Here is a 14,808-nt window from a genome sequence, read left to right as displayed (position 1 = left end):
CGGGGACCGACAAGCGCCCGTGCGTCAGGCGAAATTGACGAGACGGATGTAGCGCGACCAGTCCCAGTAGGGGCCCGGGTCGCGGTGGGTGGCACCGGGCACCTCGTTGTGGCCGATGATGTGGGCCCGGTCCTTCGGGATGCCGTAGCGGTCGCAGACTGTCGCGGTCAGCGCCGCCGACCGCTCGTACAGGGCATGGGTGAAGGACGCCTGCCTGTTCACCCAGCCCTCGTGCTCGATGCCGATGCTCTGGGTGTTGTACGTCCAGTTGCCCGCGTGCCAGGCGATGTGGCGCTCCCGTACGCACTGGGCGACCTGACCGTCCGACGAGCGCACCACGTAGTGCGCGGACACCTTCTTCGCCGGGTTCCGGAAGACCGCCAGGGTGTCGGCGTAGGTCTGCTGGGTCACATGAATGACGACGTACCGCACCGGATGGGCGGAAGGCCTGTTGGAGGCGGTGTAGTTGGACGCGGCGGCGGGGCGCCATTGGGCGGACGGATGGTCGGTACCGGCCCGGACGGCGGCCGGCGCGGCGGCTCGGGCACCACCGGCGGGCAGCAGTACACCGCCCGCGGCTGTCGCAGCGGCGCGCCGGAGCAGACTTCGACGGTCCATGGGGAATCTCCTGGTGGGGGGCAGGTCGTGCGGTCCAGGACGAGGATGCCGCGCCGAGGACCCTTTCCGGTGGAACCCGGCACCGCACGTGTCCCCACGGCACCGCCTCCCGGCCGGCGCGTGTGGAACGCCGCGATCCGCCGACTACCGCTGCTCCCCGCCGGATTGAGGCCCCGCCACCTGCCGCCCGTCACCGGAAGCGGGTCAACCGAGCAGCGGCCTGGACAGCCGAACGAAGGTCACCGACGTCTCCACACCGCTGTCCACCAGACGTCCCTGGGCGTCGAACGCCTGGGGGCCGTCCGTCATCCCGAAGTCGTTGTCGTTGACGACCGCGAGGGTGCGGCGCCCCACCAGCGCGACCCCCTCGACCTTGCCCGGCACACCCGCCACCGTGCCGAGGTCCGGTCCTGTCGGCGGACTCCCGGCGGCCGGAGTCGCGCTCGTCCCCGGGGCCGAGCGCGACGGCCTGGAGGCCTCCGTGCGGTGGGCCCCGGGGTCCTGGAGGACCGGCTCAGCCTGCGTCGCCCGTCGCGCCCGCCAGGGCCGTCGCCGGGTCGGCGGCAGGCGGGCCCGCCGGCGCCCATACGCCGCGCTCCTCGCGGTACGGCCACCAGCGGCCGTCCGCGCTCAGCCGCAGTTGCGCCTGGGCACCGGCCACCGTCCAGCAGGCCGGACCCGCCGAACGCAGCTGCGGCCGGTCGGCGGCGTCCCATGCCTCGTCGAGCGCCGTCGTCGCCCGCGCGAGCACCTCGGCATCGGGCGTCCACCCCTCCTCGAACACCGCGAGCCCTGCTACCGCGCCGTACCCCCATGCCCGTACCGCAAGGGCCAGTTGCGCCGGCTGCCGTGCGGTGGCCGCTGCCAGCCGGGACGTGATCACCGGGCCCGGCAGCTGCGCCGCCATCCGTACCGCATCCTGATCCTGCGTCAGTTCCGCTTCCGCCGACGGCTCCTGATGGCCGGGCGTCAGCGCCTGTGCCAGCATCCGGTGGGCACGCGACGCCGTGTCCGAGGCCAGGAACTCCAGCGCCGCGGGGTCGAGAGGCGGCTCCGGCGGTGTCCCGGTGTCCAGGGCCGGTCCCGGTCCCGGCTCGGGCGGCAGCGGTGGGGGAGCGGGCAGCGGAGGCAGGATGCCACCGGCGGCGAACGCCTCGTCCGCCCGTACGCCCGCCGTTCCGGGCTTCTCGACGTCGTCCTGTCCGGGCACATGCGCCCGCGTCACGCTGGGCACCTGCAGCTCGTCGAGGAGGCGGCGCTCTCCACGCCCCCGCATCAGCAGCAGCACGAACGGATCCTCGTCCAGCAGCCGTGCCATCTGGTAGCACAGCGCGGCCGTGTGCGGGCAGTGGTCCCATGCCTCACAGCTGCACTCCGGCTCCAGATCACCGATGCCCGGGAGCAGTTCGACCCCGGCGGCTGCCGCGTCCTCCACCAGATGGGGTGGCATCTCGCGGTCGAGGAGCGCCGCGATGTGGCCTGCGCGGTCCACCGCCATGCCGAGGAAGCGGTCCCATTGCTCCTCGGTCAGTTCCTGCAGCAGCACATCGCTGCGGTGCGCGGTGCCGTCCCGGTCCCGTACGACCGCGGTGATCCGCCCGGGACGCACCGACACCGCGCCGACCGCACCCTCACGCGCACGCCTGCGGCCCTGCTTCAGCTGCTCGCTGTCCAGGGCCGTGTCCTCCAGCGCCTGCAGCCAGCTGCGCCCCCACCACGTCCGTGCGAAGCCCCTCCCGCTCGCGGGAGGCAGTGCGGCGAACGTCCGTTCCAGCTCGCTCATCGATCAGTCCCCCGCAGTTCCACCAGCTCGGCCAGCTCGGCATCCGTCAGTTCCGTCAGCGCGGCCTCACCGGTGCCGAGGACCGCGTCCGCCAGCTCCTTCTTGCGCGCCAGCATCTGAGCGATCCTGTCCTCGATCGTTCCCTCGGTGATCAGCCTGTGCACCTGCACCGGCCGGTCCTGGCCGATGCGATGGGCCCGGTCGGTCGCCTGCGCCTCGACGGCCGGGTTCCACCAGCGGTCGTAGTGCACGACATGCTCGGCCCTGGTGAGATTCAGCCCGGTGCCCGCCGCCTTCAACGACAGGAGGAACACCGGCACTTCACCGTTCTGGAAGCGCGCCACCATCGCCTCCCGTTCGGCGACAGAGGTCCCGCCGTGCAGGAACTGCGTACGGATCCCACGCGCCGCGAGATGCTGCTCGAGAAGCCGGGCCATCTGCACGTACTGGGTGAACACGAGAACGCCGGCGTCCTCGGCGAGAATCGTGTCCAGCAGCTCGTCGAGCAGCTCCAGCTTGCCCGAACGGCCCGCGATCCGCGGCCCTTCCGCCCCGGGGCTGTGCTCCTTCACGTACTGCGCCGGATGGTTGCAGATCTGCTTCAGCGCGGTGAGCAGCTTGACCACGAGGCCGCGCCGCTCCATGCCGCCCGCCTCGCTGATGGCGGCGAGGGTCTCGCGCACGACCGCCTCGTACAGCACGGTCTGCTCGCGCGTCAGCGACACCGCCCGGTCGGTCTCGGTCTTGGGCGGCAGTTCGGGTGCGATGCCCGGGTCGGACTTGCGCCTGCGCAGCAGGAACGGCCGTACCAGCGCCGCCAGTCGCTGTGCGGCCGCCGGGTCACCGCCCTCCACCGCCCGGGCATAGCGGGTGCGGAAGGGACCGAGCCGGCCGAGCAGCCCCGGGGTGGTCCAGTCGAGAATGGCCCACAGTTCGGAGAGATTGTTCTCCACGGGGGTGCCGCTGAGTGCGACACGGGCCTTCGTCCCGATCGAGCGCAGCTGCCTGGCCGTCTCGGAGTAGGGGTTCTTGACATGCTGGGCCTCGTCGGCGACCACCATGCCCCAGGCGACCTCGCCGAGCCGGGCCGCGTCCAGTCTCATCGTTCCGTAGGTGGTGAGCACGAACTCGCCTTGACCGAGCACGTCGAGACTGCGTGCGCCGCCGTGGAAGCGGCGTACGGGGGTGCCGGGCGCGAACCGCTCGATCTCGCGCTGCCAGTTGCCCATCAGCGACGTCGGGCACACCACCAGGGTGGGGCCCGCGGCCGACTCGACCGTCTGCCGGTGCAGATGCAGCGCGATCAGGGTGATCGTCTTCCCGAGGCCCATGTCGTCGGCGAGGCATGCGCCGAGACCCAGCGACGTCATGCGGTTCAGCCAGCCCAGGCCGCGCAGCTGGTAGTCCCGCAGCGTTGCGGCGAGCGCCGCGGGCTGACCGATCTCCGGGGCGCCGCCCTCCGGGTCGGCGAGCCGTGTTCGCAGCCCCTCCAGCGGACCGGAAGCCGCCACCTCGACGCGGCGCCCCTGGACTTCCGTGGAGCCGGTCAGCACCGCACCGAGCGCATCGATGGGGGAGACCCTGCGGTCCTGGCTGTCGCGGGCGCGCCGTGCCTCGTCCGGGGAGATGAGCACCCATTCGTCGCGCAGGCGCACCAGAGGCCGGCCAGCCTCGGCGAGCCGGTCCAGTTCCGCCCGGGTCAGCTCCGTGCCGCCCAGCGCGAACCGCCAGTTGAAGGCGAGCAGCGCGTCGGCAGACAGGAACGACGGCAGCCCGGACGAGCCGTCGTCCGACGGCTGCGCTTTCTCCTCCGGCGGACCGATGACGGCACGCGCGGTGAGCTTGCGGGCCAGTTGCCTCGGCCAGTGCACCTGGACGCCGGCGGCCGCGAGCGCGCGGGTCGCGTCGCCCAGCAGCTCGGTGATCTCCTCGTCGGCAAGTTCGATCGCATCGGGTACCGCGGCGTGCAGCAGGGGCGCGAGCGGCTGCCAGGCGCGCGCCGCGCGGCGCAGTGCGAGCAGCGCGTCCAGGCGGTCACGCGGCCCGAACGCCGCGGCCGAGGGACCGCTCGCCGCCCAGACGTCCGCGGCGTCGGCGACGAGCGACGCATCGGCGACGCTGTGCATCTGCAGCACCGCACGGAATGTGGGCCCGGCGCCGGTCACGTCCGTTGTCCGCTCGAGGCCCGGCACCTCGATGCGCAGCGACAGCCGTACGCCCGCGTCATGACCGGCGGCCACGTCCGCCGCCCAGGCACGCCTGCCGGGCAGCCGCTGCGGCTCGTGCGCCGCGAAGGCAGGGCCGCCCGCAGCCAGTGGGGCCGCCGGAGTGCGCGGCAGGGTGTCCGCGACCGCGTCGAGGAACTGCCGCAGCAAACGCTCGGGTTCGGGCAGCAGGAGCGGGCCGGCCGTCGCATCCAGCGGGGTGCAGTGCGCGGCGGGCGGCATCGACGCCGCGAGCGTACGCACCCGCTCCAGGTCCTCGGGCGTGAGCGGGCCGGCGCGCCAGACGTCCGTGTCCGAGGCGCTCAGCCCCGGCAACAGAAGCCCGCGCGCGGTGAGGTGGAGGGCGAGCAGGGCGACCGCGCCCCAGAAGGCCGTGGACGTCGAGGCGTCGTGTGCCGTGCGTGCCCTGGTCAGGACGGGCAGAGCGTGACGTACGGACAGGTGGATCGCCGGTACGGCTGCGGTCCGCAGGTCGCTCGTGACCACGGTGAGCGGCTCGACGGAGCCGGGGCCGGACGGGAGTTCGCCGCCGTCGGGGTGCCAGAAGGCGATGCGGCCGGTGCGGGCGGGGTCGCCCGGCACGAAGACGGCGGAGCAGTGGATCAGTTCGGCGAGGGTGGACCCGGAGAGCGGGCAGGGTGTTGCCGTGGAGAGCCGGTGCACAGCGATGCGCATTCCTCAAATTTGACTACTGTGGTCCGAGCCGCCGAGGGTACCCCACCGAAAGCTCGTCGCGACGGAAACGGTCCGGTGATGTGGATCACGCGGGAGCCGTTGCCGATGGACTGTGGTGATGCCGCCCCCGGCCACCGGCTTGCCCCCGGTCTGTTCCGGGTGGTGGCGCCATGGCCGTCGAGTGCCGCCGGTACTTACGCTTGATCCGCTCCGAGCGGCGGTATGCCGCTACTGGAACCGTCGGGCGGGCGTGCGCGTTCTCACAGCAGGAGCGGCCACGGCCGCGAAGGAGGCGTCGGAAATGTCGACACGTACAAAGATCGTGATCGGGGGAGTGGCCGTCGGTCTGCTCCTGTGGCCGCTGATCGGTTTCTGGTGGTCGCTGCTGGTGGTTCTCGGCGTGCCGACAGCCGCGTACTTCATGCTGGACCCGAGCCAGCGCCGCAGGCTGCGCCGGGTCTCCCGCAAGGAGATAGGGCGCTGATCCAATCCTCTCGAACCGTGCCGGGGCAGCCGGGGTAGGGTCGCCGGTGATCACCGGCACGGAGGGGAGCCCGGCGCGATGGGTGCAGCGGTCACGGCGGTCAGCAGCAACGGGGAGTACGCGTTCACCAAGCCGACGCGCGAGAGCATCACTTTGCTCGCGGGACTCGGCGTGGAGGGCGACGTCCATGCCGGGGTGACGGTCAGACACCGCTCGCGTGTCGCACAGGACCCCACGCAGCCCAATCTCCGGCAGGTTCATCTCATCCACCAGGAGCTGTTCGACGAGGTGGGCGCGGCCGGGCACGAGGTCTCGCCCGGCAGCCTGGGGGAGAACGTCACCACCGTCGGAATCGACCTGCTCGCCCTGCCCACCGGGACCCTGCTGCGGCTGGGATCCGAAGCCGTCGTCGAGGTCACCGGTCTGCGCAACCCCTGTGCGCAGATCGACGCCTTCCGCAAAGGCCTGCTCAAGCGGGTCGTCGGACGCGACGAGAACGGCGCCGTCGTGTACAAGGCCGGAATCATGGGCGTCGTCAGGACCGGAGGCGTGGTCAGGCCTGGTGACCCGATCACGGTCGAGCTGCCCGAAAGGCCGCACCACCCGCTCGAGCGTGTCTAAAGCGGATGTGCAGCGGACTTCCGGTGCCGCACGAGACAGTGACCAGGACCCCGCCCGCGGACCTGGCGACCGCATACGGTCCGCGGGCGGTGCGCCAACGCCCGTCGCGCGGTGCGCGTGGACTGCGAGCGGTGCGCCGGTGGTCCCGGAGCGATCCGCACGGCCTCTCCGCGCGGTTCACGCGGCGACGCGGGCGTGTCGGTGAGGCCGTTGCCGCGACCGGGTCCGCGTCGGCGCCGCAGCACCATGCCGGCCTGTGCGCAGCGCCGCCCGCTTCACCGCAGAGCCACGGGCTCAGGACGGGCGCACGGCCATCTTGTCCAGCGCCTCCAGCAGCCCCGGCAGCTCGGGCCCTCGCCCCACCGGCAGTACCTCGCAGGGCTCCTCGTCGAGGAGCACGAACGCGATGTCGTCGGTCCTGGCCACCATCGACCAGCCCGGTCCGTCGGCGCGCAGCGTCCGTGCCCCGCCCGGGGCGAAGGAGGAGCGGACACGACCGGGCGGCGGGGCCGCCTCCACATACGCGCGCGCCTGCTCCAGCGCGCGGAGCACGCCGGCGTTGGGCTGCTTGATCTCCGCCTCCGGCGTGTCCGGCGAGGGCAGCACCTGGGCGTCATCGATCTGGTCCCGCCACGTGGCCCACTGGAGGGCGACTTCGTCCGCCCCGAGCCGGCGCTGGGCCGGCCCCCAGGAGTCCGTGTCCGGCGGGGCGAGGGGCGTCCGGTCACCCTCCTCGGGCTCCGGGTCGTGCGGATCGGGGACACCGGGAGCCGCGACCGCGACCGCGAGCGGCCAGCCCGGCAGCGCGCACACGACCGAGCGCTCGTCGGGCGACAGGTCGTACTCCATGCCGCAGTCCCAGGAGGCGATGGCGACCGCGACGAGCGACACGTCGTCGATCACCACCGTCCAGCGGGCGCCCGCGGAGTCCTGGCCGAGGACCAGTCCGTATCCCTCGGCGTACGGCTCGAGCTCCAGGGCCTCGCACGCGGCCGGGTAGTCGTCGCCGAGCACACTCGGGAACTGCGCGGGTGTCAGCAGCACCGCGGTCAGCACAAACAGCGCGTCGTCGTCGACGGCTTCCTCCGCCCCGGCCACGGCACCTCCCCGTCCGATCGTTCGTCGGCGCACCATAACCACTGGCCGAGGCGCACGTCGAGGGGCGGTGAAGCTAATGTGATGAGCCCGCATCCTGGCTCGGCAGCCCGAGGAGGCTGTGAGCCACCGTGTGCACCGGCTCGTCCCGCTCGCGGGCGAGGGCGATCACGGCCCGGCAGGCCAGTTCGTTGACTCCGAACATGAGCGCCTCGGGGGACACCCAGCGCGTCGCTTCGTCGATCCGGTCCTGGTCGTCCTCGGCGCACGCCGTCACATAGACCGCGGCGGCCTCGAAGATGTTGTGCTGCGGCGGGCGGGGGCGCGGGACCGCGGGCGGCGCCAGCCGGGCGGCCCGGCCGGCAGCGCGGGCAGCGAAGAACGAGCGGATTCGGCCGAACACACGGACCACCTTCCCAGGGAGCGGCGGACGCCGCTTCGATTGAAGTCTTCCATCCTCACGCGGAGTCGGGTCGGCCGCGAGAGCACAACTCGCCCGGCAACGGCGAGAACCGATGGCGGCATCTGTCCGGCATCAGCGCGTCGGCGCCACGGCGGCCGCGCCGGGCTGCGTCTCCTCGCCCTGCCGGACCGCCAGCGCCAGGAAGCGGGCGTCCTCGTCCGTGTACGACGTCATCCGCCAGCCCGAACCGGCGAGCAGCGCACGGAGATTGGGCTCGGCGCGCAGGTCGTCCGGGGTGATCTGCCGCCCCTGCCGGGCGGCGAGCGCCGCCCGGCCGATGGGATGGAACAGCGCCAGCTGTCCGCCGGGCCGAACCACGCGCGCCAACTCCCGCAGATTCTCCTGCGGCTGAGGCAGGTGGGCGATGAGCCCTGCCGCGAACACCGCGTCCAGGGCACGGCCCCGCAGGGGCAGCACGGCCACATCGGCGAGCAGGAGGCTGCCGCTCGTGTGCCGTCCGGCACGCCGGGCCGCATCCAGCATCCCGGGCGTGAGATCGATGCCGAGGACCGTGCCGTCCGGCCCGACCGCCGACCTCAGGAACGGCAGGGCGCGCCCCGTGCCGCAGCCCGCGTCGAGCACGGCGTCCCCGGGGCCGAGTCCGAGCTCCGCGACGCCCGCCGCGTAAGCCGGGCCGTCGTCGGGGAAGCGCTTGTCCCAGTCGGCGGCCCGGGCGCCGAAGAACTCCTGGACGTGTGTGTGGTCGTCGGCCATGTGCACATGATCCGCCATGACTCGTCGGTACGTCACATGACTGTTCGGTGCGCACGTTCGAACTTGGCGCGATCGTTCATACACACCTCTCTGTCATATTCCGTCGGCTTTCGATCCGCGCCCCGGGCGTGCGCCCCCCTCGGGTCTAGCGTCCCTGAGCCATGGGACACCTGGACCACGCCGCTTTCGGCTTGCTGACACCCGCGCTGTCATACGTGATGGCCGTCATCGGCGCTGCCCTCGGGCTGCGCTGCACCGTGCGCGCCCTCGGCACCACCGGCCGCTCCCGTCGCAACTGGCTGATCACCGCGGCCTCCGCCATCGGGACCGGTATCTGGACGATGCACTTCGTCGCCATGCTCGGCTTCGCCGTCCGCGGCACGGACATCCGCTACAACGTGCCGCTGACCATCCTCAGCCTGCTGGTCGCCATGCTCGTCGTCGGCGCCGGCGTCTTCTGGGTCGGGTTCGGCCGTGACCGGGGCAGGGCCCTGTTGATCGGCGGGCTGGCCACGGGGCTCGGCGTCGCCAGCATGCATTACATGGGCATGGCGGCTCTGAGACTGCACGGCTCCGTGCACTACGACCCGCTGCTCGTCACCCTGTCCGTCGTCATCGCGGTGGTGGCGGCGACCGCGGCCCTGTGGGCGGCGCTCAACATCAAGGCACCCGTGGCCGTCGCCGTGGCGTCGCTCGTCATGGGAGCGGCGGTCAGCAGCATGCACTACACGGGAATGCTCGCGGTCGGCGTCGAGGTCACGCCGGCCGGCGGCCCGTTGCCCGGGGCCTCGGCAATGCAGTTCATCTTCCCCCTCGCCGTCGGTCTCGGGTCCTACCTCTTCGTGACCTCGGCGTTCGTCGCGCTCTCGCCGACCGTGAGCGAACGCGCCGCCTACACCTCGGCGGGCCTGCCGGCCGACCCCGAGGCCGCCGCTGCCGAGGCCCACGGCCCCGCCACCACGTCCCCCACCACCACGCCCGCCTAGGGCGTGCCGCAGCCGGCGACGCCGCCGTCACAGACCTGTACCGGAACGAGGAGGCCATGCGCACACCCCGCAGGACCCAGGGTGCCAAGACCCCGCCCGCGTCCCCACCGCTCCAGGGGACGTCGGCCCGCGGACGACGCGCGCACGCCGGACCGCCCGCGGTCGAGCACACCGGACAGGCACCGCGGGCCGAGAGCGTGCAGGTGCCGACACGCATCCGCGGGCGGTTCCTGCCCCGCCCCCGGACCGTACGCGCGAAGATCATCTCGCTGCTGATGGTGCCCGTCCTGTCCCTGCTGGCGCTGTGGGGCTTCGCCACCGTCACCACCGCCCAGGACGTGGCCCGGCTGCGGCAGCTGCAGCGCATCGAGGAGCAGGTGCGCGAACCGGTCGGGGCTGCCGTATCGGCACTGCAGGCCGAACGGCGTGCGGCCATGAGGCAGATCGCCGCGCCCTCCGGCGAACGCGCCGCCGCGCTCGAGTCGGAGGCGCGCCGCACCGAGGACGCCGTACGCCGGCTGCGGCTCGACGACAGCCACACCGTGGCGGCGGGCGGCGAGGTGCCCGGTGAAGTGGCCGAGCGCCTCGGGGAGTTCGTCTCCCGGGCGGAGGAACTGGGAGCGCTGCGCACGGCCGTGCTCGACCGCAAGAGCACCTGGCTGACGGCGTACGAGGGATACAACACCGTGATCGCCGCGGCGTTCGACGTCCACGGATCGCTCAGCGGCATGCAGGACGCGGGACCCGGCTCCGACGCGCGCGTCCTGCTCGAGTTCGTGAGGGCCGGCGAGATGCTCGCCCGCGAGGACGCCCTGCTCGGCTCGGCCCACCTTGTGGGCTCGCTCGACGCGGAGCGGCAGCGGCTGTTCACGGGCGCCGCCGCCACCCGCAGCGCGCTCGCCGAGGCCGCGGCGACCGATCTGCGCGGGCCCGAGCGCGCCGCCTGGCGCGAACTCACCGAACGCGACGGCTACCAGCGGCTGGGCACGGCGGAACGGACGGTCGCAGCGGCACCCGCGGGCGGCAAAGCGGCCTCCGCCGTCCCGGCCGCCAGGTGGGACAAGGCCCATACCGCCGTACGCGACGGCATGCGCACGATCGAGACCGACGCCCGGGCGCGCGCCGCCGACCGGGTCGACCCGGTGACCGGTGGCATGCTGACCGGGGCCGGCGCGGCGGTCGCCCTCGGACTGGCCGGCGTCGCGATCTCCCTGGTCATCTCGGTACGCATCGGCCGTGTTCTCGTCATCGAACTCATCAGCCTGCGCAACAGCGCACTGGAGATCGCCCGGCGCAAGCTGCCGAACGCCATGCGCCGGCTGCGTACCGGGGAGCAGATCGACATCCACGCGGAAGCCCCCGAGGGCGCCGCGGCCGAGGACGAGATCGGCCAGGTCGGCGAGGCGCTCGGCACGGTGCACCGCGCCGCGCTGAGCGCCGCCGTCGAACGAGCCGAACTGGCGGACGGAATCTCGGGCGTCTTCGTCAACCTGGCCCGCCGCAGCCAGATCCTCGTCCACCGCCAGCTCACCCTGCTCGACGCCATGGAACGCCGGGCCGACGACCCGAACGAGCTCGGCGACCTCTTCCGGCTCGACCACCTCACCACGCGTATGCGCCGGCATGCGGAGAGCCTGATCATCCTGTCCGGCGCGGCCCCCGGGCGCGGCTGGCGCATGCCCGTCCCCCTCACCAGCGTCGTACGGGCCGCCGTCTCGGAGATCGAGGACTACGCGCGGGTGGAGGTGCGCCAGCTGCCCGAGACGGCCATCGTGGGCGCGGCCGTCGCCGACGTCACGCATCTGCTGGCCGAACTGGTCGAGAACGCCGCCCAGTTCTCCCCGCCCCACACCAAGGTGCGGGTCAGCGGGGAACCGGTCGGCAACGGCTACGTCCTGGAGATCGAGGACCGCGGACTCGGCATGGGCAAGGACGCCCTGGCCGAGGCCAACCGACGGCTGGAGGAGTCCGAGGCCCTCGACCTCTTCGACAGCGACCGTCTCGGACTGTTCGTCGTCAGCAGGCTCTCCTTGCGCCATGGCATCAAGGTCCAGCTGCGCCCGTCCCCCTACGGCGGCAGCACGGCTGTGGTCCTGCTGCCGACCACGCTGCTGCAGAGCGCACTGCCCGCGGCGGACGGCTCCCGCCGACGACCCGCCCCGCCCGAGGAGGAAAGGCCCCGGTCCGCTCCCGCCCCCGAGGGCCACGAGAGCACCCCCGTCGCGGCAGTGGCGCCCCGCCGGGTGCTCGAGGCCCGGACCGGCCGGGAGACCGACCACCGCGGCGACCGGCACGACGAAGCGCAGCCGGAACCCCGCACGCAGCCGGGACCATCCACGCAACCGCAACCGCAACCGCAACCGCAACCGCAACCCCGCAGACCCGCCGGGGTCACCACCCTGCGCCGACGCGACCCGGTACCGCAGTCCGCCGACGGCGAGCTTCCGCGACGGGTCCGCCAGGCCAGTCTCGTACCGCAGCTGCGGGAGGCCATGAAGCCCGCACAGCCGGACGACGAGCCCCACACGGGCGATGAGCCCGTGCACCGCACCCCCGAACAGGCACGCGACCGGATGACCGCGTTCCGCAACGGCTGGACCCGTGGCGGCGGTGCCGCGCCGGGCTCGCCCGCCCCAGGCAGTGAAGGAGACCAGGGATGACCGAGCAGTTGCACCCAGCGCCGCACCACCGGGGGGACCTCGACTGGCTCCTGGACGACCTCGTCATGCGCGTCGGACAGGTCCGGCACGTCGTCGTCCTGTCCAACGACGGTCTGCCGGTGGGCGCGTCGAACGCGCTGACGCGTGAGGACGCCGAGCATCTGGCGGCGGTCGCCTCGGGCTTCCACAGCCTGGCCAAGGGCGCCGGCCGTCACTTCCGCGCCGGCGCCGTACGCCAGACGATGGTCGAGATGGACGACGGGTTCCTCTTCGTGGCGGCCGCGGGCGACGGTTCCTGTCTCGCCGTGCTCACCGCCGTCAGCGCCGACATCGGGCTGATCGCCTACGAGATGGCCCGCCTCGTCAGACGCGTCGGCGAGCACCTGCGCACGCCGCCGCGCGTCAGCGCGCCATGACGGGCCCGGCCGACCCGGTCGGCAGCCAGTGGTACGACTCGGACGCGGGGCCGCTGGTCCGCCCGTACGCGATGACCGGCGGGCGGACCAAGCCCGGTCCCAGCAACGTACGGTTCGACCTCATCGCCCTCGTGGTCGTCGACGCGGACGCGCCCGAGTCGGCCGAGGAGTCGCTCCTCGGCCCCGAGCACCGCGCGCTGCTCGCCCTGTGTCGCAGCGAGACCCAGTCCGTCGCCGAGCTCGCCGCCGACGCCGACCTGCCTGTCGGCGTCGTGCGGGTGCTCCTCGGCGATCTGCTCGAAGCGGGCCACGTCAAGGTGAGCCGTCCGGTGCCCCCTGCCCAGCTGCCGAGCGAAAGGATTCTGCGTGAGGTGATCGAGGGCCTCAGGGCGCTATGAGGATCTGCCGCCCCTCGAGACGGGGGTCCTCGGTGACACCAGCCGTCACCGTTCCCGCCCGACCCGCCTGCCCTGTCGGGCGGAGCCCGGTGAAGTCCGACGGAGTCCCGGGTCCGGTGGAGCGTGGCCGCTCAGGCCGTCGGCCCGTTCTGCCGCTCCCACTCGCTCCGCGTCAGCTCGTAGGCGACGTCCCCCTCCTCGGAGCCGTCGATCGCGTCCGGCCACTCCTCGAAGAACGTCCGGACATGACGCAGACCTGCCTTCTCCATCACCCGCCTGGAAGGGGCGTTGACCGTCATCGTGTCGGCGATCACCCGCTCCACGCCGAGTTCGGTGAAACCCTTGCGGATCAGTGCCCGCGCCCCTTCCGACGCCAGGCCCCGCCCCCATGCCTTCCGGCACAGCCGGTAGCCCAGCTCCACCGTCGCGCAGCTGTCGTCGGCCGTCGGCCGGAATTCGAACCAGCCCAGGAACATCTCCGTGTCCCGCTCCTGCGCGATGAAGAACGCGCGGTCGCCGGTGCAGGGAAAGGTGCGCAGAAAGCGCGGGAGCGTCTCCCGTACGAACGTCTCGCGCGAAATCGGCTGCCCGCCGTTGATGTAACGCATCACCTCGGGATCGTTGTGGAGCTCGAGAACGTGATCCACATCGGCGTCGTCGGCGGCGCGCAGCGTCAGACGGTCGGTCTGCAGGAATACGGACATGCCCCGATCCTGGTCACGCCGCGCGAACGCCGCCACCGAATATCGGAACCGCCGCTCATGCCTGCCGAACACGGCCGATCGCCGACGACGGAATGCGCTCCGAATCGAAAAGCGAGCGAACCGGAACAGTCACAACGCTCTAATAGCGATCGCTTCCCACGCGGCCGGGCCGTGCTTGCCATGCTGTCCGGAACCGTGCACGAACCTCCGTCGAACATCTGTCGACCCCGAGAGAAGTGGCCGATGTCCTCCGAGAGTCTTGACAGCAGCGGTGGGGATTCCACCGCTCTCGCGCTGAAGATACTGGTCGCCGGCGGCTTCGGTGTCGGCAAGACCACGCTGGTCGGCGCCGTCAGCGAGATACGCCCGCTGCGCACCGAGGAACAGCTCAGCGCGGCGGGCAGCACGGTTGACGACACCGAAGGAGTCGACCGCAAGACGACCACGACCGTGGCGATGGACTTCGGCCGCATCACCATCCGCTCGGGGCTGTCCCTCTATCTCTTCGGCACCCCGGGACAGGACCGCTTCTGGTTCCTGTGGGACGAACTCTCCCAGGGCGCGCTCGGCGCCGTCGTCCTCGCCGACACCCGCAGGCTCAGCGACTGCTTTCCCGCCGTCGACTACTTCGAGCACCGCCGCATCCCTTTCGTCGTCGCCGTGAACTGCTTCGCCGGCGCCCGTACCTTCGGCGCGCACGAGGTCTCCCGCGCCCTCGATCTGGACCGCGGCACCCCTGTCGTCCTGTGCGACGCCCGCGACCGCGACTCCGGGAAAGAGGTGCTCGTCCGCCTCGTCGAGTACGCGGGGCGCATGCACACCGCCCGCATGCTCGATTCGGTGGGCTAGACACACCTTGCCCTGCGCCCCCTCGTACGAAAGGCTTACGGGCGAACGAACGGCCTGCGGCCGGTACGCGGCCGACGGCCACCACGGGGACACGGGGATCGCACGAGCGGGGAGGAC

The 14,808-nt window shown here is 72.4% G+C and carries 14 protein-coding genes and 1 pseudogene; 7 read left to right on the top strand and 8 right to left on the bottom strand.

What is annotated here, in order from left to right:
* Positions 1–24 precede the first annotated feature (24 nt).
* From OHS70_RS01345 to OHS70_RS01330, 4 genes and pseudogenes are all read right to left on the bottom strand, one after another.
* Entirely contained in the window at positions 25–618 is a 594-nt protein-coding gene (locus tag OHS70_RS01345; RefSeq protein WP_328392730.1) for an N-acetylmuramoyl-L-alanine amidase, read from the bottom strand.
* A gap of 204 nt (positions 619–822) precedes the next feature.
* Positions 823–1,023, bottom strand: a pseudogene (locus tag OHS70_RS01340) (esterase-like activity of phytase family protein); the annotation flags it as partial.
* Between the two features lie 109 nt (positions 1,024–1,132).
* Complete coding sequence (locus OHS70_RS01335; protein WP_328392728.1) at positions 1,133–2,401, bottom strand: SWIM zinc finger family protein; 1,269 nt, start codon at positions 2,399–2,401, stop codon at positions 1,133–1,135.
* Positions 2,398–5,301, bottom strand: a complete 2,904-nt coding sequence (locus OHS70_RS01330; protein WP_328392726.1) for a DEAD/DEAH box helicase — start codon at positions 5,299–5,301, stop codon at positions 2,398–2,400. The genes OHS70_RS01335 and OHS70_RS01330 overlap by 4 nt, the downstream gene beginning before the upstream one ends.
* Positions 5,302–5,602: 301 nt before the next feature.
* On the opposite strand from OHS70_RS01330, the gene OHS70_RS01325 reads away from it, so the two are divergent.
* Both OHS70_RS01325 and OHS70_RS01320 read left to right on the top strand, forming a co-directional pair.
* The gene (locus OHS70_RS01325; protein ID WP_328392724.1) at positions 5,603–5,785 is read left to right on the top strand and encodes a hypothetical protein; all 183 of its coding nucleotides are present in this window, start codon (positions 5,603–5,605) and stop codon (positions 5,783–5,785) included.
* Between the two features lie 78 nt (positions 5,786–5,863).
* A complete protein-coding gene (locus OHS70_RS01320) occupies positions 5,864–6,406 on the top strand; it encodes an MOSC domain-containing protein (protein ID WP_328392722.1) in 543 nt (180 codons plus the stop codon).
* Between the two features lie 294 nt (positions 6,407–6,700).
* Here the strand turns inward: OHS70_RS01320 and OHS70_RS01315 are convergent, their stop codons facing one another.
* From OHS70_RS01315 to OHS70_RS01305, 3 genes are all read right to left on the bottom strand, one after another.
* Positions 6,701–7,504 carry a hypothetical protein gene (locus OHS70_RS01315; RefSeq protein ID WP_328392720.1) on the bottom strand — a complete coding sequence of 268 codons (804 nt, stop codon included), beginning with the start codon at positions 7,502–7,504 and terminating at the stop codon, positions 6,701–6,703.
* A gap of 73 nt (positions 7,505–7,577) precedes the next feature.
* Positions 7,578–7,847 (bottom strand): hypothetical protein, encoded by a 270-nt coding sequence (locus tag OHS70_RS01310; protein WP_328405349.1) that lies wholly within the window; start codon positions 7,845–7,847, stop codon positions 7,578–7,580.
* Between the two features lie 189 nt (positions 7,848–8,036).
* The gene (locus tag OHS70_RS01305) at positions 8,037–8,678 is read right to left on the bottom strand and encodes a class I SAM-dependent methyltransferase (RefSeq protein WP_328405347.1); all 642 of its coding nucleotides are present in this window, start codon (positions 8,676–8,678) and stop codon (positions 8,037–8,039) included.
* Positions 8,679–8,839: 161 nt separating this feature from the next.
* Between OHS70_RS01305 and OHS70_RS01300 the strand changes: the two genes are divergently transcribed.
* From OHS70_RS01300 to OHS70_RS01285, 4 genes are read left to right on the top strand one after another with little or no spacing between them, the layout of a single operon-like run.
* Complete coding sequence (locus OHS70_RS01300) at positions 8,840–9,664, top strand: MHYT domain-containing protein (RefSeq protein ID WP_328392718.1); 825 nt, start codon at positions 8,840–8,842, stop codon at positions 9,662–9,664.
* A gap of 56 nt (positions 9,665–9,720) precedes the next feature.
* Positions 9,721–12,324, top strand: a complete 2,604-nt coding sequence (locus tag OHS70_RS01295) for a sensor histidine kinase (RefSeq protein WP_328392716.1) — start codon at positions 9,721–9,723, stop codon at positions 12,322–12,324.
* Positions 12,321–12,740 carry a roadblock/LC7 domain-containing protein gene (locus OHS70_RS01290; protein WP_328392714.1) on the top strand — a complete coding sequence of 140 codons (420 nt, stop codon included), beginning with the start codon at positions 12,321–12,323 and terminating at the stop codon, positions 12,738–12,740. Before OHS70_RS01295 ends, OHS70_RS01290 begins: the two co-directional genes overlap by 4 nt.
* Complete coding sequence (locus OHS70_RS01285; protein WP_328392712.1) at positions 12,737–13,138, top strand: DUF742 domain-containing protein; 402 nt, start codon at positions 12,737–12,739, stop codon at positions 13,136–13,138. The genes OHS70_RS01290 and OHS70_RS01285 overlap by 4 nt, the downstream gene beginning before the upstream one ends.
* A gap of 131 nt (positions 13,139–13,269) precedes the next feature.
* On the opposite strand, the gene OHS70_RS01280 is transcribed toward OHS70_RS01285, so the two are convergent.
* Positions 13,270–13,842, bottom strand: a complete 573-nt coding sequence (locus tag OHS70_RS01280) for a GNAT family N-acetyltransferase (protein ID WP_328392710.1) — start codon at positions 13,840–13,842, stop codon at positions 13,270–13,272.
* 243 nt (positions 13,843–14,085) lie between these two features.
* Between OHS70_RS01280 and OHS70_RS01275 the strand changes: the two genes are divergently transcribed.
* Positions 14,086–14,691: a GTP-binding protein gene (locus tag OHS70_RS01275; RefSeq protein ID WP_328392708.1), complete on the top strand. Its 606-nt coding sequence runs from the start codon at positions 14,086–14,088 to the stop codon at positions 14,689–14,691.
* The last annotated feature ends 117 nt before the right edge of the window (positions 14,692–14,808 follow it).

This window comes from Streptomyces sp. NBC_00390, from assembly GCF_036057275.1.
Classification (GTDB): domain Bacteria; phylum Actinomycetota; class Actinomycetes; order Streptomycetales; family Streptomycetaceae; genus Streptomyces.
This window is presented reverse-complemented; position numbering and strand designations above follow the sequence as displayed.